Source organism: Arthrobacter sp. P1_D4 (genome assembly GCF_056406115.1).
The window spans coordinates 69,394-91,145 of sequence record NZ_JBFUAU010000026.1; the positions used below are offsets into that span (position 1 = coordinate 69,394).

The 21,752-nt window shown below is 65.6% G+C and carries 17 protein-coding genes and 1 pseudogene; 11 read left to right on the top strand and 7 right to left on the bottom strand.

Annotation, left to right across the window (positions count from 1 at the left end):
- From AC1D0A_RS20580 to AC1D0A_RS20590, 3 genes are all read left to right on the top strand, one after another.
- A complete protein-coding gene (locus tag AC1D0A_RS20580; protein ID WP_476946684.1) occupies positions 1–921 on the top strand; it encodes a carbohydrate kinase family protein in 921 nt (306 codons plus the stop codon).
- Positions 922–1,022: 101 nt separating this feature from the next.
- Positions 1,023–2,528 (top strand): glycoside hydrolase family 32 protein, encoded by a 1,506-nt coding sequence (locus tag AC1D0A_RS20585; RefSeq protein WP_243180735.1) that lies wholly within the window; start codon positions 1,023–1,025, stop codon positions 2,526–2,528.
- A 72-nt stretch (positions 2,529–2,600) separates the two neighbouring features.
- Positions 2,601–3,599: an aldo/keto reductase family protein gene (locus tag AC1D0A_RS20590; protein WP_476946685.1), complete on the top strand. Its 999-nt coding sequence runs from the start codon at positions 2,601–2,603 to the stop codon at positions 3,597–3,599.
- A 331-nt stretch (positions 3,600–3,930) separates the two neighbouring features.
- Here the strand turns inward: AC1D0A_RS20590 and AC1D0A_RS20595 are convergent.
- From AC1D0A_RS20595 to AC1D0A_RS20610, 4 genes and pseudogenes are all read right to left on the bottom strand, one after another.
- Positions 3,931–4,108: pseudogene (locus tag AC1D0A_RS20595) on the bottom strand (carbohydrate kinase); the annotation flags it as partial.
- 218 nt (positions 4,109–4,326) lie between these two features.
- Positions 4,327–5,217, bottom strand: coding sequence for an NAD(P)-dependent oxidoreductase (locus AC1D0A_RS20600; RefSeq protein WP_243180733.1), 891 nt, complete (start codon positions 5,215–5,217; stop codon positions 4,327–4,329).
- Between the two features lie 17 nt (positions 5,218–5,234).
- Positions 5,235–8,165 carry a TRAP transporter large permease subunit gene (locus AC1D0A_RS20605; protein WP_476946686.1) on the bottom strand — a complete coding sequence of 977 codons (2,931 nt, stop codon included), beginning with the start codon at positions 8,163–8,165 and terminating at the stop codon, positions 5,235–5,237.
- Positions 8,166–8,259: 94 nt separating this feature from the next.
- Complete coding sequence (locus AC1D0A_RS20610) at positions 8,260–9,612, bottom strand: NAD(P)H-dependent oxidoreductase (protein ID WP_476946687.1); 1,353 nt, start codon at positions 9,610–9,612, stop codon at positions 8,260–8,262.
- A gap of 230 nt (positions 9,613–9,842) precedes the next feature.
- On the opposite strand from AC1D0A_RS20610, the gene AC1D0A_RS20615 reads away from it, so the two are divergent.
- Genes AC1D0A_RS20615 through AC1D0A_RS20625 form a run of 3 tightly spaced genes read left to right on the top strand, consistent with a single transcriptional unit; the run spans position 9,843 to position 11,710 of the window.
- A complete protein-coding gene (locus tag AC1D0A_RS20615) occupies positions 9,843–10,877 on the top strand; it encodes a LacI family DNA-binding transcriptional regulator (protein ID WP_476946688.1) in 1,035 nt (344 codons plus the stop codon).
- 9 nt (positions 10,878–10,886) lie between these two features.
- Positions 10,887–11,198 carry a putative quinol monooxygenase gene (locus AC1D0A_RS20620; RefSeq protein ID WP_476946689.1) on the top strand — a complete coding sequence of 104 codons (312 nt, stop codon included), beginning with the start codon at positions 10,887–10,889 and terminating at the stop codon, positions 11,196–11,198.
- Positions 11,198–11,710 (top strand): gluconokinase, encoded by a 513-nt coding sequence (locus AC1D0A_RS20625; protein ID WP_476946690.1) that lies wholly within the window; start codon positions 11,198–11,200, stop codon positions 11,708–11,710. The genes AC1D0A_RS20620 and AC1D0A_RS20625 overlap by 1 nt, the downstream gene beginning before the upstream one ends.
- A 244-nt stretch (positions 11,711–11,954) precedes the next feature.
- On the opposite strand, the gene AC1D0A_RS20630 is transcribed toward AC1D0A_RS20625, so the two are convergent.
- Together AC1D0A_RS20630 and AC1D0A_RS20635 are read right to left on the bottom strand one after the other, a co-directional pair.
- Entirely contained in the window at positions 11,955–13,988 is a 2,034-nt protein-coding gene (locus tag AC1D0A_RS20630; RefSeq protein WP_476946691.1) for an ABC transporter ATP-binding protein, read from the bottom strand.
- Positions 13,985–15,727 carry an ABC transporter ATP-binding protein gene (locus tag AC1D0A_RS20635; RefSeq protein WP_476946692.1) on the bottom strand — a complete coding sequence of 581 codons (1,743 nt, stop codon included), beginning with the start codon at positions 15,725–15,727 and terminating at the stop codon, positions 13,985–13,987. The genes AC1D0A_RS20630 and AC1D0A_RS20635 overlap by 4 nt, the downstream gene beginning before the upstream one ends.
- Before the next feature lie 199 nt (positions 15,728–15,926).
- On the opposite strand from AC1D0A_RS20635, the gene AC1D0A_RS20640 reads away from it, so the two are divergent.
- Complete coding sequence (locus tag AC1D0A_RS20640; protein ID WP_476946693.1) at positions 15,927–16,289, top strand: VOC family protein; 363 nt, start codon at positions 15,927–15,929, stop codon at positions 16,287–16,289.
- Between the two features lie 88 nt (positions 16,290–16,377).
- Positions 16,378–17,001, top strand: coding sequence for a dihydrofolate reductase family protein (locus AC1D0A_RS20645; protein WP_028275838.1), 624 nt, complete (start codon positions 16,378–16,380; stop codon positions 16,999–17,001).
- Positions 17,002–17,036: 35 nt separating this feature from the next.
- Here AC1D0A_RS20645 and AC1D0A_RS20650 read toward each other — a convergent pair whose 3' ends face one another.
- Positions 17,037–17,957 carry a 2-hydroxyacid dehydrogenase gene (locus AC1D0A_RS20650; RefSeq protein ID WP_476946694.1) on the bottom strand — a complete coding sequence of 307 codons (921 nt, stop codon included), beginning with the start codon at positions 17,955–17,957 and terminating at the stop codon, positions 17,037–17,039.
- Positions 17,958–18,093: 136 nt separating this feature from the next.
- On the opposite strand from AC1D0A_RS20650, the gene AC1D0A_RS20655 reads away from it, so the two are divergent.
- From AC1D0A_RS20655 to AC1D0A_RS20665, 3 genes are all read left to right on the top strand, one after another.
- On the top strand, positions 18,094–19,029 hold the full coding sequence (locus AC1D0A_RS20655; RefSeq protein ID WP_043435005.1) for a serine hydrolase: 936 nt from the start codon (positions 18,094–18,096) through the stop codon (positions 19,027–19,029).
- A gap of 463 nt (positions 19,030–19,492) precedes the next feature.
- Positions 19,493–20,158 carry a response regulator transcription factor gene (locus tag AC1D0A_RS20660; RefSeq protein ID WP_476946695.1) on the top strand — a complete coding sequence of 222 codons (666 nt, stop codon included), beginning with the start codon at positions 19,493–19,495 and terminating at the stop codon, positions 20,156–20,158.
- Positions 20,159–20,193: 35 nt separating this feature from the next.
- The gene (locus AC1D0A_RS20665) at positions 20,194–21,735 is read left to right on the top strand and encodes a sensor histidine kinase (RefSeq protein WP_476943736.1); all 1,542 of its coding nucleotides are present in this window, start codon (positions 20,194–20,196) and stop codon (positions 21,733–21,735) included.
- Positions 21,736–21,752: the final 17 nt, after the last annotated feature.

Consider the following 21,752-nt stretch of genomic DNA (forward strand, 5'->3'; position numbering starts at 1 on the left):
ATGATGAACCCCCCTGCCACACTGTCCGTCCTACCCGAGGTGATCGTTGTCGGCGAAGCACTTATCGATGTGGTCCACACGGGGAACGGCGCCACCGAGCACCCGGGGGGCTCCCCCGCCAACGTGGCCTACGGACTCGCCCGTCTCGATGTTTCAACCGGGTTCCTGACCTCAATCGGTACCGATAGCCGGGGAGTTGCCATCAGCAGCCATCTCAGCGGCGCAGGCGTCTATATCCTTCCGGGCTGCCAGTCCACGGCCTCTACATCGACCGCCACGGCAACACTGGCCGCCGACGGGTCCGCAACCTACACTTTCGACCTCGCCTGGGACCTCCCACCGGTTGCCCCGGCGTACCTCCCCACGCTCCTGCACACCGGGTCGATCGCCAGCTTCCTCGCCCCGGGGGCCTCAGGGGTGAAATCCCTCCTGCAGGACTGCGCAGGAACCAGCACCGTCACCTATGACCCGAACATCCGACCCGAACTGCTCGGCAGCCACCACGAAGCCAGAACCATCTTCGAAGAGCTCGTTCCCCTCACGGACGTCGTGAAACTCAGCGACGAGGACGCAGCATGGCTGTATCCGCGCAATTCGCCGGAGGAGGCTGCCCGCCACATACGCGGACTGGGCACGGACCTGGTCGTGGTCACCCGCGGATCAGAAGGATCCTTCCTGCTCACCGCAGACACAGAAATCAGTGTCCCCTCCGTGGAAACCGTTGTCGCGGACACCATCGGGGCAGGAGATGCCTACATGGCGGCCCTCATTCTGGGGCTGCTGACCCGAGGAGGCGAGGGCCTGGCTCCGCCCGTTCTTGAAAAGATCGCCCGCATGGCATCCATGGCAGGCGCCATAACTGTCGGCCGTCCAGGGGCGGACCTGCCCTCCTTGGCTGAAATGCAAGCCCTGGTCAGCTGACCACCACTTTCCGTCTTCAACACCGCGGCCAATCTGACGATCACCGTCAGATCCTGGCCCTTTCCTTGCCCCATTCCGAACCTGAAACGAGTGCACCTCCCATGACGGCCGTGACCACCACACACCCGGAAGCCTTCCGGCCCGCCCTGCATTACACAGCCCGAAACACCTGGCTCAATGATCCCAACGGACTGATCTACCATCAGGGCCTCTACCACCTCTACTACCAAAACAACCCGTTTGGAGACACCTGGGGAAACATGTCCTGGGGCCACGCGACGTCGGAGAACCTCACCGACTGGACCGAACAGCCTGTCGCGATTGCCTGCGACGAGCGGGAGGACATCTTCTCCGGCAGCATCGTATTCGACAGCCAAAACAGCAGCGGACTCGGCACCGAATTGGCGCCACCGCTGGTGGCCATTTACACCAGCGCCTACAAGGCGCCTTCTCCGCTGCACGGCGTCCAGGCGCAATCACTGGCCTACAGTCTGGACGGCGGCTTCACCTGGAAAAAATACGCTGGCAATCCCGTACTCAGCCGCAACTCGGCCAACTTCCGTGACCCCAAGGTTTTCCGCTACGACGGCGGGGCCGGCTCCTACTGGGTAATGGCGGCCGTCGAAGCCCACGACTACAAAGTAGTCCTCTACAAGTCCGAAGACCTGAAAACGTGGGAACACCTCAGTGATTTCGGCCCCGCCAACGCCACCGGCGGAATCTGGGAGTGCCCGGACCTGTTCGCTTTGCCGGTGGACGGCAATCCACTGGAGCTGAAGTGGGTTCTGACGGTGAATCTGAACCCCGGCGGCCCGAACGGCGGTTCAGCCGGGCAATACTTCACAGGAGACTTCGATGGCGTCCAATTCATCTCCGACTCCACCATCACCAGCGGGGAGCAGGACCCCGACCGCCTACAGGAGTACAACTGGCTGGACTGGGGACGGGACTATTATGCCGCCGTCTCCTTCAGCGACGCCCCCGACGGCAGGCGGATCATGGTCGGCTGGATGAACAACTGGGACTACGCCAATCAGATCCCGACTTCACCCTGGCGGAGCCCCATGTCTCTGCCCCGGGAACTCTCCCTGGCCACCGTTGGCGGCCGCACCAGACTAATCCAGAACGTCGTCGAGGAAGCCGTATGCCCCAATCAGGCGCCGGCAGTTCAGGACGGCCCCATCCATCTGGCAGAGGAAACGCGCCCGCTCCCAGCCGCCACGGGCACGGTTCAGCTCATCGAAGCCGAGTTCACGCCTGGGACGGCCGAAGAATTCGGCCTCATCGTTCGAGGGAGCGGCACGGAAGGAACCCGAATCAGCATCAACCCCGCCCAGGGCCGACTCATCCTCGACCGGACCGCCTCCGGCGACACCGGCTTCCACGATGGATTCGCCTCCGTCGATACCGCCCCCATCAGCGCCCGGGACGGCCGATACGGCCTGAAGATCTACGTCGACCACTGCTCCGTTGAGGTCTTCGCCCAACACGGCGAACTCGTGCTTACGGACCTGATCTTCCCGGACGAAACAAGCACCCGAGTCTCCATTTACGCCCGCGGCGGCTCGGCCACAGTCGAGAGCCTGAGGATCACGCCCCTGGTATAGGCCGGCATCCCACACGACGCAGCCGCACGCCGGAATACGGTCTTAGCAACAAGATATGGAAGGCACCCCAGCATGGAATACCGCAAACTTGGTTCATCCGGGATGTACATCAGCGAACTGGCCTACGGGAACTGGGTCACCCACGGTGAGCAGATCGACCAGGACGAGGCCACGGCCTGCGTCCGGGAGGCGCTGGACCTGGGCATTACCACGTTCGACACCGCCGATGCCTACGCCGGCACCCGCGCGGAACACACCCTCGGTGAAGCGCTAGCCGGTGTGCGGCGCGAAAACGTCGAGATCTTCACCAAGGTCTACTTCCCCACCGGCGAGGGCCGGAACGACCGCGGGCTGTCGCGCAAGCACATCATGGAATCCATCAACGGCTCCCTGAAGCGGCTGCAGACCGACTACGTGGACCTCTACCAGGCCCATCGCTATGACTACGAGACGCCGCTGGAAGAGACGATGCAGGCCTTCGCCGACGTCGTCAGGCGAGGAAAAGCCCTGTATATCGGCGTCTCCGAATGGACTGTGGACGAAATCCGCGCCGGCGCCGCCCTCGCCCGGGAACTGGGCATCCACCTGATCTCCAACCAGCCCCAGTACTCCCTGCTCTGGCGGGTCATCGAAAAGAAAGTCGTCCCCACCTGCGAGGAGCTGGGCCTGGGACAGATCTGCTGGTCACCCATGGCCCAAGGCGTCCTGACCGGAAAATACGTTCCCGGCCAAGAGGCCCCGGCAGCATCCCGCTTCACAGGCGAGAACGGCAAGATCAAGTCAGACAACCGCTACCTGACCGAAGACATCCTCAGCCGCATCCAGCAGCTCAAACCGCTCGCCGCTGACGCCGGCCTTTCCATGCCCGCACTCGCCGTCGCCTGGGTACTGCAAAACCCCAACGTCTCAGCAGCCATCGTCGGAGCCTCACGCCCGGACCAGCTCAAAGACACCGCAACCGCAGCCGGAGTGAAACTGGCCCCCGCCCTGCTGGCACAGGTCGACGAAGTCTTGGACCCGGTCATTGAACGTGACCCCGCAAAAGTGGAGTCATTCCCGGCCCGCCCATGACATCGCGGGTAGCTGTGACGGACGAGCACATCGGTTACGGCAAACACGATGTGTCAGCCCGCGCCGGGAAAATCCGGCAACCGCGACCGCTCCAAAATTGTGATGACTGATATCGGGCCGGGCGAGATCCCAATTGTCGCTGAGTCCGAAAGGCTCTCACGGCCGGGAAATCGCGGCGCACTTCGCTGAGGTGTTCGGCCCAGGCCATCAAAGGACACTATTTAGCGGACTTCCCAGGTCATTGGGGGATGGCCGAGTGGCATCACCGGCTGCGGGCTCTGCGGTGGCCTTCATCGTCCGCTACACGTCAAGATCCGCTCCGGACCCACCGCTATACGGACACGCCCGGGAGGGCTCCGATTGCCATATTGAATTCTTCCAGGGTTGGGGGGTTCGCTCCCGGGCGCTGGACGGTAATGGCTGCGGCTGCAGCTGCGGTGTGTCCGAACTGCTCCAGGACAGCTGGGGCGAAGCATTTCGGTTCCTCGGGTGAGAAAGCCCAGAATCAGTCCTACGATCAAAAGTCCCGGCCACCTGGGGAGACCGGTACCGGCTGCCCTTTATGTCGGGGGCTGGCCCTGCCATTCTTTCGTATGGCCTTCAGCGGCACCATTGGCCTCATGGGCACACCCATTTGGTCGGCTCCAGCGTCCCCATGGGTACGCCCCCGCCTGCCCCTTGAACAAGAGGCTTATCAAGGGAATAGCCTGGGCTCCCGGTTTGCAGGCTAAGTGAGGATGGTCCGGTAGATACCCGTATGGTCCATGTCGCCGTCGCCGGCTTCGATCATGTTTTCGAACGCGCCTTCGAGGCACGTGGCTAATGGAAGCTTCAGTCCTTTACGCCCGGCAGTCTCGGTGATGAATCTGAGGTCCTTGAGCTGGTTCTTGGCTGATCCACCTCCCTCAAAGTCGGCGTCAATCCATCTCTGTCCCTTTTGCGCCAGCACTTCCGAATTTGCGAGACCGCCGGAAAGCACGGACTGCACTTTCTCGAGGTCCAAACCGGTGGTGCTTGCTAGGGCCATCGCCTCGGCAAGGGCCGTTACAGTGGCAGCCACAACGATCTGGTTGCATGCCTTCACGGTCGAGCCCGCACCGGTCTCGCCGAACCACACGAGCGTCGAGGCGTACAGTTCGAACACCGGCGTGATGCGGTCCACTGCGCCGCGGGGGCCGCCCACCATGATGCTCAGCCGACCCTCCTCCGCACCGATCGTGCCGCCGCTGAGCGGCGCGTCGATGACGGTCACCCCGTGGGTCCGCAAGCAGTCGTCGGCGAACTCCGCTACCGCCACCGGTGACACCGTCCCGTGAATCACGAGGATCGGACGCTCTATGCCGGCGGCCTTCCATCCCGCCAGCAGGCCGTCCTCACCGGGAAGCAGGGCCGCAACCTGAGGCAGGTCGGGCAACACGGTTAGCACAACCTCGCTGGCGGCACCGGCCGCGGAGGCCACGACCGTGCCGCCGCCAACCGCGTGGGCCTTTTCCGGCGTGCGGTTCCACAGGGTCAGGGGCACGCCGCCGGCGATGATGTTGCGGGCGATCGGGGCGCCCATGGGACCTGTCCCCAGCAACGACACTGATACGGGCAGTCCGTCGTAAGAAGCTTCCATTGTTCGCTGTCTCCTGGTTAGAAGGGGATGAGCCCGGCCAGGGCGGGGAGGAAGGTGCTGAACCAGGGAACCGCGGCCAGGACGAGGAGCCCGATGAATACTGCTATCAGGTACGGCCAGAAGTGCTTCAGGCTGTTTTCCACGGTTTCGCGGGCGGTGGCGCAGGCGACGTAGAAGCCGACGCCGGCCGGGGGTGCGAAGGAGCCGATACCCATGGCGATGATGAGCACCATGGCGTACTGCACCGGGTTGACGCCGAAGTCGGTGGCGATCGGCAGCAGCAGCGGGGCGAAGATGAGCACGGCGGGCAGGCCCTCGAGCAGCTGGCCCATGATGATGAGCAGGACGATGGTGAAGAGCATGAACAGGATCGGGGAGTCTCCGAGTCCGGACATCAGGTCGTGGATCTGCTGCGAGACGCCGGCGAGGGCGAGGGTCTGGGCCAGCGGCGACGCCGCGGCGATGATGAAGAGCACCATGCCCGCCGTCGTCGTCGTTTCGCGCAGGGTGTCGCCGAGGAGTTTCTTGCTGCCCCGCCGGTATGCGGCGGCCAGCACGAAGGCGTAGGCCACGGCGACCGAGGAGACTTCCGTCGGCGTTGCGAAGCCGCTCATGATGCCTACCACCATGCCCACGGGCAGGAGGAGGGTAGGCAGGGCGAAGAATGATGCTGAACCGCGTGCACGCCAGGTCGCCTTGGGGCTGGCGACGCCGCCCTGCTTGCGGGCCCGGAAGAAGACGAGCGCCATGACGACCAGCGCAAGGAACGCCGCGGGAACTAATCCGGCCAGGAACAGCGTGGTTGTGGAGATCGTCGTGATGGAGCCAAGGATCAGCAGCACAATGCTGGGCGGGATGGTTTCGCCCATGATGGCCGATGCCGACAGGACCGCGACCACCTCGCCGCGCGGGTATTTGCGCTCCTCGAGCATGCCGCGCATGGTGGTGCCGACGGCCGCGACGTCAGCGACCTTGGACCCGGAGATGCCGGAGAAGATGTACATGGTGACCACCACCACCTGCAGAAGACCGCCGCGCAGGTGGCCGATGAGGGCATCGACGAGCTTGGCCAGCGGCAGGGTGAGTCCGGCGGAGTTCATGACCGTGCCGGCCAGGATGAAGAACGGGATGGCCAGCAGCACGAACCCCTTGGCGCCCGAGGCCATCCCGATCGGAATGGCGCTGACATCGGAAATGCCGCCAAGGTAGAGGTAGATCCCCGAGGCCAGGGCCAGGACGAAGGCGATGGGGAGGCCAAGGAAGAGCAACAGGAACAGCACCGCGAGCACCACGCCCAGGAGGACGTTAGGGGACGCGTAGTAGAACAGGGGCGGGGCAAGCATGACGACGGCGACCATCGCCGCGGCGATGCCGGCGGCGGTCAGGACGGGCCGGCGTTCCTGCCGCCGGAGTTTGACGAGGGCGAACCATGCGATGAGCACCATGCCGACGGAGAATGGCATCGAGACCCAGAAGACGGGCAGTTGCAGGATGGGCGTCTTTTCTTCGATCTGCTGGGCCAGGGTCGGCACGAAGAGAGCAAATGCGCCTGCGCTCATGACAAAGACGAGCCAGTCGACCAGGGCGGCCAGGTAGGGCTTCCATGTTGCGGGCAGGCGCATGATGAGGGCCTGGACCGACATGTGCGCACCCTTGGGGTAGGCGATGGCTCCGCCGATGAAGGCGATGGTCAGGAGCGCGATTTCTGACACTTCCTGGGTCCAGAGCACTGAATCACCGGTGGCGACCCTGACCGCAATGTTCAGCAGGATGACGACGAGTTCGGCGAGGATCGCCGCGCCCACGGTCCATTCGAGGACCTTGTCGAGCCAGACGGCGCCGCTCCAGCCTGGCGGGACGTGACCGTGGTGCAGGATTTCTTCCGCGTCGGACGGAATGACCTCCTCGAGTTCCTCGGGAGCGAGCGTGTGTTTCATGTTCTTCCAGACTGTCGACGTTGAGAGCGGGACGTGGTGGGAGGGCCGGGGGGGCCCCGGGGCCCCCCGCCCGAATTCCTCCAGGCCGGCGGCGCTGAGCTCGTTGACCGCCATGCCCTTGGCAGCGAGTTCATCCAGCTGCTTCTTGGACTGCTCTTCGTCGTAGCCGGTCTTGAACGTTGCCGTTTCGGCCGACGCGTCGGTGAGGGCTTTCTTCTGGGCCTCGGAAAGTCCTTCCCACTTCTTCGACGACAGGGCGAGCACCCATGCGTCGTTGATGTGGTTGGTCAGTGACACATATTTCTGCACCTCGGAGAACTTATTGGTCCACGGCACCTCGATCGGGTTTTCCTGGCCGTTAATCGTTCCGGTCTGCAGGCCCGTGAAGACCTCGGAGAAGGCCATGGTGGTCGGGCTTGCTCCCAGCTTCCCGAAGAAGTCGGTCCAGAGCGGGTTGCCGGGGACACGGATCTTGAGGCCCTTGAGGTCCGCAGGCTCCTCTATGGGGCGCACCGAGTTGGTGATCTCGCGGCCGGTCCGGGTGAGGAAGGACAACGCTACGGTGTCCTTGGATGCGAGCTTTTCCTTCAGCACCTGGCCCGGCTTTCCTGCCAGGAACGCAGCTTCCTCGGTGGTGTCCTTGAAGAGGTAGGGGATGCTGATGCCGTTCATTTCCGGCACCACGGAGGCGTACACGGAGGTCGAGAGGATGAGGGCATCGAGTGAGCCGCCCTGCAGACGGGTGACGGCGGCGTTCTGGTCCCCGCTGAAGCTCGTTCCGTTCGGAACCACCGTGACAATCACCGACCCGTTGGAGGATTTCTTGACTTCATCGGCGAAGTGTTGGGCGGAAACGCCCACGGACGAGGTGAGCGGATCCGGAATGGAAAGCTGGATTTTCGCCGGTGCGCCGCCGGAGGAGCCGGGCGCTCCGGAGGCGCAACCGGCGAGGAGCGTGGCGGCCAGGGTGCAGGCCAGCACACCGGTGAGGGCGCGGGTTTTGGATTTCATGTGATGCCTTTCTTCGTTGGAAGGAGTCTGGTTCCGGAGGCGTGAACGACATCGAATGAAGTTCATGGCCGCGCCCGGTTTAGTGCGGGGAGCGTCAGGCAGTGAGGGCGGATTCCGCGACGAGCGCTTCGGTTTCGCGGCGCAGTTCAAGGGCCTGGGCCAGGGAGTCGTCAATAATGACGTCGTCCCAGCCGACGATCTCGCCCTTGGCGACGTCGTTGCGCAGTTCCACGTGGTGGGCCAGCGCCACCGGGAGGGCCCCGGTTGCGACTGAGTGCCTGGCCGACACGAGCTTGCCCCAGACCGTGTATCCGCCTTCGCCGTCGAGGAATTCACCGGCTTTGAGGTCCTTCTTGGCCGTCGCGACGACGTCACCGAAGAAACCGACGGGCGAGCCGGTGGAGATCCCCCGGAGGGCGGCGTTGGCGATGGAGACGTTCAGCTCCAGGCCCACGTAGTGGTACGGGCGGTACAGGGCGGCGTACTGGCCGGTGGGGTCCGGGTGCCACGGGTACTCGTTGAAGCAGCCGGAAACGTAGTCGTTCGTGGCCTTGACGACGACGAAGACGCCTTCCTGGGTGTTGTGAGGGATCCAGGAACCGTCGCGGTTGACGCTGGACATGACGTCGACCGTGCCTTCGTGGGCGAGGGCTCCCCCGACGTCGGCGGGCCGGCAGATCGTGGCGATTTCCTCGACATCCCCCGGTGTGAACGACAGCCCGGCGTCAGAAGGTACCAGTCCGGCGCCGTTGGCGACGGCGGCCATCTCGATGGAAGCCTTCGTGCCGTCACGGAACGAGGTGTGCATGTTGGGGTTCAGCTGCCCCGAGTCGGTGAGTTCCTTGGAGAACTCCCAGTTCTCCCAGACGTTGTCCGGGTTCATCTCGTGATAGTGCTCAAGGTACTTCGCGCCCTTGCCGGCACAGACAACGTCGAAACCACTGGTGCGTGCCCAGTCCACGAGTTCCATGATGAGGGCCGGCTGGTCGCCATAAGCCATCGAGTAGACAACACCGGCGGCTTCCGCACGCTTGGCCAGGGCGGGACCTGCCAGGGCGTCGGCCTCAACGGTGACCATGATGATGTGCTTCTTCGTTTCAATGGCACGCAGTGCATGCTTCACACCCACAATGGGGTTGCCCGTCGCTTCCACGATGACGTCGATGTCGACGTCGAAGAGCTCGTCCGCGTTGGCCACGATCGTCGTGGAGCGGTCCCGGAGGGCGGTGGCGATGTCCGGCGCGATCTGGTCTTTGGGCCACCCGACGAGGTCGAAGGCGCCTTCTGCGCGCTTGACGTTGATGTCTGCGATGGCGACGACGTGGACGCCCGGGATGTTGTTCGCCTGCGCCAGGTACATGGTGCCATAACGGCCGGCTCCGATCAGGCCAACCCGGATGGGGCGGCCTTCCTGCTCGCGGTCGCTGAGGAGTTTGTGAAGATTCATGGGGATCTCTCTGGTTGACGTTCGCGTCGGAGCCCCCCGCCTGAAGGCGGAGCAACGTCGTCGTCGCGAATGGAGTTGAGGACCGGAGTGGAACCGGTTCCACATTTGTACCAGTGCGTGCTAGTCTGTGTCAACAGTCACAATCGAACGCAGTCGAACGGGCAAGGATCACAGGGCGGATAGACAGCCCGCGGTCATCAGCCGCCGATCGCGGACCTCAAGGAGGAGCAGTGAAGAAGGCCCCAACCATTCGCGATGTCGCGGCGGCTGCGGGAGTCTCGGTCTCTGTCGTGTCCCGGGTCCTGAACCCGGACTCCGGACCCGTCGCGCCGGCAAAACGGCAGGAAGTTCTCAGGATCATCGACGAACTCGGCTACCGTCCGCGCGCGGCCGCCCGGGAACTCAGCGCAGGCCATGCACTCACGATCGGGCTCGTGGTCACAGACCTCTCCAACCCGTTCTTCGCGCGGCTGGCTGACCGCATCGTGTGGGAGGCCCGCAGCCACGGCGTGCAGGTTGTCCTGATGACCACCCAGGAGGATCCGCACCTGGAAGCGGAATCGCTGGATACGCTGTTGGACCGGTCCGTGAGCGGTGTCATCGCTACCCCCACGGGCGGGAACGTTGAGAAATGGGCACGCCTGCAGGACCTCGGCGTGAATGTTGTCTTCGTTGACCGCACCATCGAGGAACTCGGCGAGGCCGACGTCGTCAGCATTGAAAACTATGACTCCGCCCAGCGCTCAACGGAGTACCTGATCGGCCTCGGCCACACCAGGATCGCCCTTATTACCGGGCCCCGGAGCACCTCAACGGGAAGGGCCAGGATCAGCGGCTACACCGCGGCGCACGACAGCGCGTCCCTTCCGGTCGACCCCCTGCTCATCCGCGATGTGCCTTTTCGCGGCGACGCTGGCGGCGACGCCGTCGGCTCCCTCCTTGCCATGCCACAGCCGCCCACCGCCCTGGTTGTGGCCAACACCGCACAGGTACAGAGCTCGGTCCGGCGGCTTGTTCAGAGGGGGGTACGCATCCCGGACGACCTCTCCGTGATCGTCTTCGATGACAATCCCTGGACAGAACTCATGTCCCCGCCGCTGAGCGTGATCCGCCAGCCGCTGGACATGCTCGCCGTCCATGCGCTCGAACTCGTGCTTGGACGGATGCAGGGAAGGTTGCCCGAAGGCCCGCGGCTCATCGAGGTCAAAGCCGAGTTCCTGCCCCGCAATAGCTGTGCCCCCCTCGCCCTAGCCCCTACCCACTAAGGAAAAACCATGCCCGTCGTCGTCACCGCAAAGTTCACCCCCAAAGAGGGATCCTTCGACCAGGTCGTCGCGGCCCTGTCCCCGGCCATTGCCGAGGTCCATGGGGAACCCGGCTGCCTCCTCTACGCCATCCACGAGACTCCCGAGGGCCACATCCTCATGATCGAGAAATGGGAATCCGCCGAACTGCTCGACGCCCACGGCGCCGGCGAACCGGTCAAGCGGCTCAACGCCTCCCTCGACGGGCTGCTCCAGCGTCCGGTCGAGGTGGCACGTCACGAGCCGATCCCGGCCGGGACCCCCGTCCAGGGCATTCTCTGATGAAACCTGTCCTTGTCGTAATGGGCGTCTGCGGGGCCGGAAAATCAACCGTAGGTGCTGCGCTTGCACAACGCATGGGTGCCACTTTTGTCGACTCAGACTCGCTGCATCCTCAAGCCAACGTCGAAAAAATGGCTGCAGGCATCCCACTCACAGACGAGGACCGGTGGCCCTGGCTCGGACTCGTAGGTGCCGAGCTGACCTCAAACCATCCGAAGGGAATCATCGTTGCCTGCTCGGCGCTAAAACGCGCCTACAGGGATGCAATCAGGGCCCAAGCACCCGCGGCAGCCTTCGTCCAACTCAAGGTCGAGCTGCCGCTTCTGCAAAGCCGGGTAGCGCAGCGTCCCGGACACTTCATGCCCCCTTCTCTTCTCAACTCTCAGCTGGAGACACTCGAACCCCTTCAGTCGGACGAAGCAGGACTGACAGTGCCCACCCAGGAAGGCATCGAGGCAACTACGAACGAAATACTCTCTCAACTCGACAACCTGCAAGCCATTCGCAGTTGACCCGCGAAGTGGGCTGCTACAAATAACATCCTGATATTCGGAGGACTCGTAATTGACCTGCGCTGGGATACCGACGACGAGCTTGAGGATCTCGATTTGCTGGGTGCCAGCACATTATAGTCAGCTGCCACACAGGCGCGACTGAGCTACTACGGGGCAGCCATCGATAGTGGATATTACGTAGAATTGATCCGCACTGAGAACTACCCGTCTCGAGTCCGACGGAAGAATGTTTCTGTTCCCGCTAAACCTCCGCCACCGGAGCCGCGAACTGCGCCGCATACAGCGCCGCGTACGCGCCGCCCGCCTCCAGCAACGAAGCATGCGTGCCCTGCTCCACGATCTGCCCCGCCTCCATCACCAGGATGAGGTCGGCGTCGCGGATGGTGGACAGCCGGTGGGCAATGACAAACGAAGTCCGGTCGCTCCTCAAAGCACTCATCGCCTTCTGCACCAGCACCTCGGTCCGCGTATCCACGGAAGAAGTCGCCTCGTCCAGGATCAGCACGGACGGCCGGGCCAGGAACGCCCGGGCGATGGTGAGCAGCTGCTTCTCGCCGGCGGACACATTGCCGCCTTCGTCGTCGAGCACGGTGTCGTAGCCCTCAGGTAGGGACCGGACGAACCGGTCCACGTACGTCGCCTTCGCGGCCTCCAGGATTTCGTCCTCCGAAGCGCCGGGCCGGCCGTAGGCGATGTTGTCCCGGATGGTCCCGCCGAACAGCCAGGTGTCCTGCAGCACCATGCCCATCCGCGAGCGCAGCTCATCCCGGGTCATCGCGGTGACGTCCACGCCGTCCAGCGTGATCCGGCCGGCGTCGAGCTCGTAGAAGCGCATCATCAGGTTCACCAGGGTGGTCTTGCCCGCACCCGTCGGGCCCACAATGGCCACCGTCTGCCCCGGCTCCGCCACCAGGCTGAGGGAGGAAATCAGCGGCTTGTCCGGCGAATAGGAGAAGGACACGTCCTCGAACACCAGCCGCCCCCGGCCACCAGTAGGCGCCTCGGACGGCGAAGGATCGGGCGACTGCTCGTCCGTGTCCAGCAGCTCGAACACCCGCTCGGCCGAGGCCACGCCGGACTGCAGCAGGTTCGCCATGGACCCCAACTGGGCCAGCGGCTGGGTGAACTGCCGTGAGTACTGGATGAACGCCTGCACATCGCCCAGCTGCATCGCCCCGGAGGCCACCTGCAGGCCGCCCACCACGGCGATCCCCACGTAGACCAGGTTTCCGATGAACGTCATGGCCGGCATGATCAAGCCGGAAATGAACTGCGCGCCGAAGCTCGCCTGGTACAGCTCCGCGTTCTTCTGCCGGAACCGCTCCTCCACCTCGCGCTGCCGGCCGAACACCTTCACCAGGGCGTGCCCGGTGTAGGTCTCCTCAATCTGCCCGTTCAGCTCCCCGGTGTGCCGCCACTGCGCGACGAACAGCTTCTGGGAGCGCTTGGCGATCACCGCCGTCGTCACGAGGGTCAGCGGAATGGTCACCAGCGCGATCAGCGCCAGCGTGGGCGAGAGCAGGACCATCATCACCAGCACCCCGGCCACGGTCAGCACCGAGGTCACGGCCTGGCTGATGGACTGCTGCAGGCTCTGGGAGATGTTGTCGACGTCGTTGGTCACCCGGCTGAGCAGCTCGCCGCGCTGCACCGAGTCGAAGTAGCGCAGCGGCAGCTTATTGATCTTCGCCTCGATCCGCTCGCGGAGCCGGAAGACCGTGCGCTGCACGACGCCGTTGAGGATGTACGCCTGCATCCAGCCGAACACCGATGCCAGCACGTACAACACCAGCGCCCACAGCAGCACGGTGGCCAGCGCGGTGAAGTCGATCCCGGCGCCCGGGGTCAGCGTCATGGCGCCGAGCATGTCCGCCTGCTGGGTCTGCCCGGCGGCGCGCATCTGGGCGAGCACCTGGTCCTGGGTCTCCCCGGGCGGCAGCTGCTTGGACACGACGCCGGCGAAGATCAGGTTAGTGCCCTCGCCCAGGAGCCGGGGTCCGATCACCGAGAACGTCACCCCGACGACGGCGAGCACCAGGACCAGCGTCAGCCACAGCCGTTCGGGCCGCAGCTCCCCCAGCAGCCGCCGGGCAGACGGTCCGAAGTTCATGGCCTTCTCGGCCGGGATGTTCATCCCGGCAAACGGGCCGCCGCGGCCGGGTCCGCCCGCCGGGCGCGGAATCCGCATCGGGGTTTGCGCCGCGGGGGCCCCGGGGGCCCCGGCGGCAGGAGCGGCGGCGGGGGCCGGCGTCGGCGCCTTGTCGGTGCGGCTCATGCTGCCTCCTCCGCTGCGAGCTGGGAGTTCACAATCTCCTGGTACGTCTCCGACGCCTCCAGCAGTTCCTCGTGTGTGCCGTGCGCGACGATCCTGCCGCGTTCGAGCACCAGGATCTGGTCCGCGTCCACAATGCTGGAGACCCGCTGGGCGATGATCACCATGGTGGCCCCGGCGGTGTGCTGTTTGAGTGCCTGCCGCAGCCGGGCGTCCGTGGCGGTGTCCAGCGAAGAGAAGGAGTCGTCAAAGATGTAGAGCTCGGGCTGTTTCACCAGTGCCCGGGCGATCGCGAGCCGCTGCCGCTGGCCACCGGAGACGTTGGTGCCGCCCTGCGAGATCGGCGCGTCCAGCCCGCCCTCCAGCTCCTCCACAAAATCCTGCGCCTGCGCAATTCTCAGGGCCCGCCAGAGCTCGTCCTCGGTGGCGTCGGGCTTGCCGTAGAGCAGGTTGCTGCGCACCGTGCCGGAGAACAGGTAGGGCTTTTGCGGGACCAGGCCGATGTGCCCCCACAGCAGGTCCGGGTGCAGCTCGCGGACGTCCACGCCGTCAATCCGGACCGAACCGGAGGTCGCGTCGAAGAGCCGCGGCATCAGGTTCACCAGGGTGGTCTTGCCGGAGCCGGTGCTGCCGATGATCGCCGTCGTCTGCCCCGCGCGGGCGGTGAAGTTCACGTCCGACAGCACCGGCTGCTCGGCACCCGGGTAGGCGAACCCGACGTCGCGCATCTCCAGCTCGCCACGGGCTGCCCGCCCGGCCGCGCGCGAAACCGGGCGCAGCGGCGGCCGGACGCTGGATTCGGTCCCGAGGACCTCGCCGATCCGGTCCCCCGAGACGGCGGCGCGCGGGATCATGATCGCCATGAACGTGGCCATCATTACGGACATCAGGATCTGCATCAGGTAGCTCAGGAACGCGATCATGGTGCCCACCTGCATGGAGCCGTCCTCGATCCGGAACGCGCCGAACCAGATCACGGCTGTGCTGGAGACGTTGAGGACCAACATCACGGTGGGGAACGCGAGAGCCATGAGCCTGCCGGCGCGCAGCGCAGTGTCCGTGACGTCCTCGTTGGCGCGGGCAAAGCGGGCCGTCTCCACGTCCTCCCGGACGAAGGCCCGCACCACGCGGATGCCGGTGAGCTGTTCGCGCAGCACCCGGTTGACGGTGTCGATCCGGGCCTGCATCACCCGGAACAGCGGCACCATCCGCAAGATGATCGAACCCACCGCGGCCAGCAGCACGGGGACGCTGACGGCGATCAGCCAGGACAGCTGCAGGTCCTGCCGGATGGCCATGATCACCCCGCCGATGCAGAGCATGGGCGCCGTAACCATGAGCGTGGCGGACATCAGAACCAGCTGCTGGACCTGCTGGACGTCGTTGGTGGAGCGGGTGATGAGGCTGGGCGGGCCGAACCGGGTGACTTCCTGCTCGGAAAACGCGGCGACCCGGCTGAAGATGGCGCCCCGGACGTCCCGGCCCAGTGCCATCGCGGCCTTCGCCCCGAAGTACACGGCCACGACGGTGCAGATGACCTGCAGCAGCGTGACCGCCAGCATCAGGCCGCCGACGCGCAGGATGTAGTCCGTGTCCCCCGTCGCCACGCCCTGATCGATGATGTCCGCGTTCAAGGTGGGCAGGTACAGCGAGGCAATGGACGCCGCCAGCTGGAAGACGACGACGGCGAGCAACAGCCGCCGCTGCGGCCTCAGGTATTCGACGAGCAGTTTCCAGAGCATCCGGTCTCCACTTCACGCGTCACAGGCACTTGTGTGGGTCAGTTTACGTCCGGCCGCCGGGAGATAGCTGGGTTCCTCTCAGGGCGAATCGGGGGCGGGCCTGCGGCGATGTTCAAATGCGCGGTTTGCTTGCCGGGCTGGACTGCTTGCCGGGCTGGACTGCTTGCCGGGCCTGCGGCCCGGGTGTAGCTTGAGGCGGATGCTGCGCATTGGCTCAATCGTCATCCGGGTGGACAACCTCGAACGCCAGATGAATTTCTGGCAGGCAGCCCTGGGTTACGAGCCGCGGTACGAGCCCGACGGCGACTTCGTGATCCTGCAGCCGCCGGGCGGCGTGGGCACCTGTGTCTCCCTGGACCGCGTCCCCGCGGCCGTCCAGATTCCCCCGCGACTGCACCTGGACCTCTACACGGACACCCAGGACGCCGAGGTGCAGCGCCTCCTGGCCCTGGGCGCCACCCGGATCGAATGGAGCAAGCGGCCCTCGGACGCCGACTACGTGATCCTGGCCGATCCGGAGGGCAACAGGTTCTGCGTGGTGGACACCGCCGGGAGCCGCTGATACCTGTTGCTTCGCAGGGGAACGGTGTGCCAGCCTCGAAGTGATCCCGTCGCCGCGGCGACGACGGGCGACGGAGAAGGAGCACGGCATGGGACTCATCCATATCGACCTGTTCACCACTCTCGACGGCGTTGCGCAGGCGCCCGGCGGGCCCGACGAGGACCCTGCCGACGGCTTCGCGTTTGGCGGCTGGCAGGCACCCCTCATAGACGAGGTCGTCGGCGGGCAGGTCGTCTCCGGGATGGAAGGGATGGACGCGCTTCTGCTCGGACGCCGGACCTACGACATTTTCGCCGCCTACTGGCCGCACGCCAACGGTGACATCGCACGGCTGTTCAACCGCATCCCGAAATATGTGGCCTCGCGCCAGTCGCCGGCCCTCGAATGGGCCGACTCCACGCTCCTCGGTCCTGATACCGTCGCCGCCGTACGCGAACTGCGCGACCGGCACGAGCACATCCACGTGATCGGCAGCCTCGACTTCGTGCAGACCCTGTTTGCCGAGCGGCTCTTCGACCGACTTACGCTCTGGGTATATCCGATCCTCCTCGGCGGTGGAAAGAAGGTCTTCGCGGACGGGGTAGTTCCGACGAACCTCAGGCTCATCGAGCCGGTCGTCGCCTCACAGAAGGGCGCGGTGCAGCAGCGCTACGCGCTCGCCGACGGCACACCTGGCGTCGGCGATATGTCGGCCGTGACCCAGGAGGGCTAAAGCGACACGCCCGGGCCGGGGCCCGTGCCGCCCAACTAGCCGTTCAACACCACATTCACCGGCGGCTCGCCCGCCAGCATGATCTCGATCTGCCGCTGCAGCAGCCGGCCCATCCGCGGGCGCATCGCCGAGCTCGCGCCACCCACGTGCGGGCTGATGATGACGCCCGGGGTCCGCCAGAGCGGGTGGTCCTGCGGCAGGGGTTCGGGATCAGTGACGTCCAGCGCGGCGCGGATCCGGCCGGAGGCGGTGTGCCGGACCACGGCCTCCGTGTCCGCCACCGGGCCGCGGGCCACGTTCACCACCAGGGCGCCGTCCGGCATGGCCGCGAGGAAGGCGTCATCAATCAGGTGCCGGGTGGAGTCGCTGAGCGGAACCCCCACCACCACGATGTCGTGCTCCGGCAGGAGCGTGTGCAGCTCCGCGATGCCGTGGATCCGGCCGCGGTCATCCGTCCGTTCGGTGCTGGCCACCCGGGTCACGGTGGTCTCGAATGGAAGCAGCCGGTCCTCGATCGCCTTGCCCACCCCGCCGTAGCCAACAATCAGGACGCGGCGGTCGGCCAGGCTGGCCGTGGGCCGGGCATCCCACCGTCCGTCCTGCTGGTTCTGGATCAGGCGGGGCAGTTCGCGCTGGCTGGCGAGGATCAGGGCGAGGGCCAGCTCCGCGGTGGAGGTCTCGTGCACGCCGGACGCGTTAGCGAAGACCCGCCCGGCCGGCAGGAACTCCGCCACGCCGTCGTATCCGATCGATTGACTCTGCACCAGGGCCGTGTCCACCGCTGCCAGGCTCCGCAGGACCTCCGGGCCGCCCATGTACGGCGGGACCACGATGTCGATCCGCGGCAGGGGCGGCTCACTGGCGAGGTCCCATTCCAGGACGGTGACGTCCGGGTGCGGCTGAAGGTACTCACGCAAGGTGGGGTCCGGCAGGCTGACAGTAATTTTCCGGGTCATGAATGCCAGCGTAGTGGACCCGCATCTGGGATTTTTGTCCCACTTGGGCCGTGCCCCGCGCGCTCCGTGGACTTCGCCCCCGGCCCGGCCTAACGTCGGAGGCACCACCCAGTCGAGTCCGGAAAGGCCCACGCACATGACGAATCCGGGCCCCCGGCCGGCCGCTCCCACCCACCGCAGGAACGTGGTGCTTGTCTGGGCCGCCGCCGTGCTGGTGCTGGCCGCCGTCGTGGTCCTCGGCGCGATCCGCACCGCACCCGGCAGTGATTCCCACACCCGTGACTTCCTGACCCGCGACTTCCTGACCGGTGACGTCCTGACCGTCGCCCAGCAGCAGGAGCCGGGCCCGGCGGAGTCCGCACCGGCAGCCCCGGCGGCCGCCGCCGTCGACCTTCCCGCCGAGATGCAGCGGATCATCGGCGCGCACCCCGATCACCGGATCGGCGTCGCCGTGCTGGACACCCGCGACGGCCAGCTGCAGAGCTACGGCGACGTGGCACCGTACACCGCGGCGAGCACCGCGAAGGTCCTGACGGCCGCCGCCTACTACCACCTCGTGGAAACCGGCGATAAGTCACTCGATGCTCCCCTGGGCGCGTTCAATGCCGCGTTCCAGCTCAAAGCCATGATCAACACCAGCAGCGACGACTCATGGCTCCTGCTGATGCGGGACATCGGCTACCCCAACCTCACCGCCTACGCCGCCACCCTCGGCATCACCTACGATCCCGAGCAAAACCTGGTGGCCCCGACGGACATGGCGCGGCTCCTGGCGCAGCTCACCACGGGCAAGCTGCTCAACGCCGATCACACCGCGGAGCTGCTCGGCTACATGCAGCACACCAATGACGAGGACCTCGTCCCGGCCGCCGTTGCGCCCGGCATCACGGTCCACCACAAGTACGGCGTGGTGCAGGGCTACGTCCACGACGCCGCCCTGCTCAGCGCCGGGGACCGCTCCTACGCGGTGGTCATCTATACGTGGGGCCCGGACGACGCCGACAGTGCGGACCGCCTGGACCTCATCCACGACCTGACCCGCCAGCTCACCGGTGCGCTTTTTGGGCGGTGATGGTGAGGTCCCTGTTAATAGCCTGAAAATCAACCGATCAAAGGTGGCGCAGGCTCCATTACGGGGGCAGGATGAAAGAAGCGGGAATAGTCTCAGCCGCAGCTGCCCGATGGAACCCCACGCCGTGGGGCCGTCCTCTGGAGGAGCACCAGATGTCCATTCCTTCTGAATCAAGAACGTTCAGTCGCCCCGACGCAGGGGCCTCTTGTCCAGCGCGCGGTCCAGCACGTCCTGCCGCGCCGCCCTGACGGGTCCGCACCAGCTCAACCGCCGGCCCCACACAGCGGGGCACGGGTCCGGCCCGCACTCCGGGCTGATCGAGGCTGCTGGGGCCCCGGAATTCCTCCCAGTCACATGTAGGAGACGCCGCAGTATTGGAGCAGGCCTAGGATCCCGCGAAGAGGACCGTGCAGATGCGCGGCTAGGGGGGCCTTCCGGATCCGGGCTTTTCCAGGGAGTCACCTTGACCCGCATCCTTATTGCAGAAGACGAAGAACGCATCTCCCGCTTCATCGAAAAGGGCCTGCGCGCGGCTGGCTACGTGCCCACAGTGGTCGCCGACGGCGTCACGGCCGTGGACTACGCCTCCAGCGGCGAATTCGATCTCCTGCTTTTGGACATCGGGCTCCCCCGCCTGGACGGGTACGCCGTCCTCGCGGCACTGCGCCGCGGCCAGGTGGGCATCCCGGTCATCTTCCTCACGGCCCGCGGATCATCCAGCGACACCGTCGCAGCGCTGGAGGGCGGCGCCGACGACTACATCGTCAAGCCTTTCCACTTCGAGGAACTCGTGGCCCGCATCAAGGCCCGGATCCGCAAGTCGGACTCCGGCGATGTGCTGGCGGGAAGCGTCATGCGCTACGGGCACCTGGAGCTGAACCTGCTCACCCACTCGGTCAGCGTCGACGGCAGGATGGTGGAACTCTCCGCCCGCGAATTCGCGTTGGTGGAAATGTTCCTGCTCCACCCCGGGCAGGTTCTGAGCCGGCAGCAACTGCTCAGCCATGTCTGGGGCTACGACTTCGACGGCACGTCCAACGTGGTGGATGTGTACGTGCGTCAGTTGCGGATGAAACTCGGCGCGGACCGAATCCTCACCACCCGCGGCGCCGGGTACCGCCTCAGCTAGGCACAGCAAGCTGATCCGCGCAGGAAGGGAACAGAGTGGCCACCTCGGATGAACATCCCAGTGAAGACGGCCAGGCCGCGCCGGCGGTTGCCTTCCCTGAGGCGGAAACCCAGGACCCGTCCGGCTGGGGCGCAAAGTTCCACTCGGTGCGTTTCCGGGTGGTGGCCGCCATGCTGGGCATGATGCTCGCCGGAGTGGTCACGGCCGGGGTGGTCACGTTCGTGGTGCAGTTCCAGGAGGCTGACGCCAGGACAGACCAGGCGGTTCTGGACAAGGCCAACGCCGTGGTCAAGCTCGTCCAGACCAACAAAAAAACGTCCGGAGACTACGCTAACAGGAAGTACATCAGCGCACTTCACGAGGCCGCGGAGGATATCGAGCCGCGCAGCAACGAGGTCATGGCAGGGATAGTGGATGGGCATGTGGCATGGACCGTTGAGGGCAACGGGGACAGCAACCTCCTGAACAACAGCATGTTGGCCGATGCCGCCCAGCTCAGTAACCAGGCCGGCGCGTCCTTCGGCGAGCTGAACTCGGACGGCCGTCCGCTCAGAACAGTGGTGGTGCCCATGAAAGGCGCCCCCGGGACATTCTTCCTGGTCGGCCGGGACGCGGGCGACCAGCGCGAGCACAACGCCAGCTCGGTCCGGACGTATTCGCTGGTGGCCCTCGGCATGCTCCTGGCTGCCGCGGTGATTGGCAGCGTGGTTGCCGGCCGGCTGCTCGATCCGCTCCGCCGTATGCGCGAGACTTCCCGGGCGGTGGGTCCGGAGGACCTCACGCAGCGGGTCCAGGTGCGCAAGGGCGAGGACGACGTCACCCTGCTTGCCAAGACCTTCAACACCATGCTGGAAAGACTCGATGAGGGCGCCCAGCAACAGCAGCAGTTCCTGGACGACGCCGGCCATGAACTGCGGACCCCGCTGACCATTCTCCGCGGGCACCTCGAGCTCGTGACGGTCGATGATCCGGACGATGTCATTGCCACCAGGGACGTGCTGCTGGACGAGGTGGACCGGATGCAGCGCCTGGTGGACGACCTCCTGCTGCTCGCCAACTCCGGCGAGATCGGCTTCATCCAGCGTGAACCCGTCCGGGTCCCGGAACTCCTGGATCAGGTCATGGAGAAAGTGCACGTCCTGGCCGACCGGCACTGGCAGATCGATGAAAGAGCCGACTACGTGGTGGAGGCGGATCCGCAGCGCCTCACCCAGGCACTGGTCCAGCTCGCCGCGAACGCCGTCAAGTACACCGGTCCGTCCTCCACCATCGCGCTCGGCTCCCGGATTGAGCGCCCGACGGCGAACGACGGCACCTCGCTGCCCCCGCAGGACACCCTCGTGCTGTGGGTGCGCGATGACGGGATCGGCATCGCCACCGAGGACCAGAGGCGGATCTTCGAACGGTTCGGCCGGGCGCACACGGGCCGCGGCGTGGAGGGCTCGGGACTAGGCCTTGCCATTGTCGCGGCCATCGCCCAGGCGCATGGGGGCGTGGCCACGGTGGAATCCGAATTCGGCCACGGGGCCACTTTCCTGATCCGGATCCCCCTGCAGTCCTCCGGCGTCCGCGTCTGACCTGGCCCGCCGTCTTA

Excerpts from the sequence above, each read along its gene's own strand:
- AC1D0A_RS20600 (WP_243180733.1), bottom strand. The coding sequence starts at position 5,217 with ATGGAAGCTTCTTACGACGGACTGCCCGTATCAGTGTCGTTGCTGGGG.
- AC1D0A_RS20630 (WP_476946691.1), bottom strand. The coding sequence starts at position 13,988 with ATGAGCCGCACCGACAAGGCGCCGACGCCGGCCCCCGCCGCCGCTCCT.
- AC1D0A_RS20640 (WP_476946693.1), top strand. The coding sequence starts at position 15,927 with ATGCTGCGCATTGGCTCAATCGTCATCCGGGTGGACAACCTCGAACGC.
- AC1D0A_RS20605 (WP_476946686.1), bottom strand. The coding sequence starts at position 8,165 with ATGAAATCCAAAACCCGCGCCCTCACCGGTGTGCTGGCCTGCACCCTG.
- AC1D0A_RS20580 (WP_476946684.1), top strand. The coding sequence starts at position 1 with ATGATGAACCCCCCTGCCACACTGTCCGTCCTACCCGAGGTGATCGTT.
- AC1D0A_RS20625 (WP_476946690.1), top strand. The coding sequence starts at position 11,198 with ATGAAACCTGTCCTTGTCGTAATGGGCGTCTGCGGGGCCGGAAAATCA.
- AC1D0A_RS20585 (WP_243180735.1), top strand. The coding sequence starts at position 1,023 with ATGACGGCCGTGACCACCACACACCCGGAAGCCTTCCGGCCCGCCCTG.
- AC1D0A_RS20655 (WP_043435005.1), top strand. The coding sequence starts at position 18,094 with ATGACGAATCCGGGCCCCCGGCCGGCCGCTCCCACCCACCGCAGGAAC.
- AC1D0A_RS20590 (WP_476946685.1), top strand. The coding sequence starts at position 2,601 with ATGGAATACCGCAAACTTGGTTCATCCGGGATGTACATCAGCGAACTG.
- AC1D0A_RS20645 (WP_028275838.1), top strand. The coding sequence starts at position 16,378 with ATGGGACTCATCCATATCGACCTGTTCACCACTCTCGACGGCGTTGCG.
- AC1D0A_RS20635 (WP_476946692.1), bottom strand. The coding sequence starts at position 15,727 with ATGCTCTGGAAACTGCTCGTCGAATACCTGAGGCCGCAGCGGCGGCTG.
- AC1D0A_RS20610 (WP_476946687.1), bottom strand. The coding sequence starts at position 9,612 with ATGAATCTTCACAAACTCCTCAGCGACCGCGAGCAGGAAGGCCGCCCC.
- AC1D0A_RS20650 (WP_476946694.1), bottom strand. The coding sequence starts at position 17,957 with ATGACCCGGAAAATTACTGTCAGCCTGCCGGACCCCACCTTGCGTGAG.
- AC1D0A_RS20620 (WP_476946689.1), top strand. The coding sequence starts at position 10,887 with ATGCCCGTCGTCGTCACCGCAAAGTTCACCCCCAAAGAGGGATCCTTC.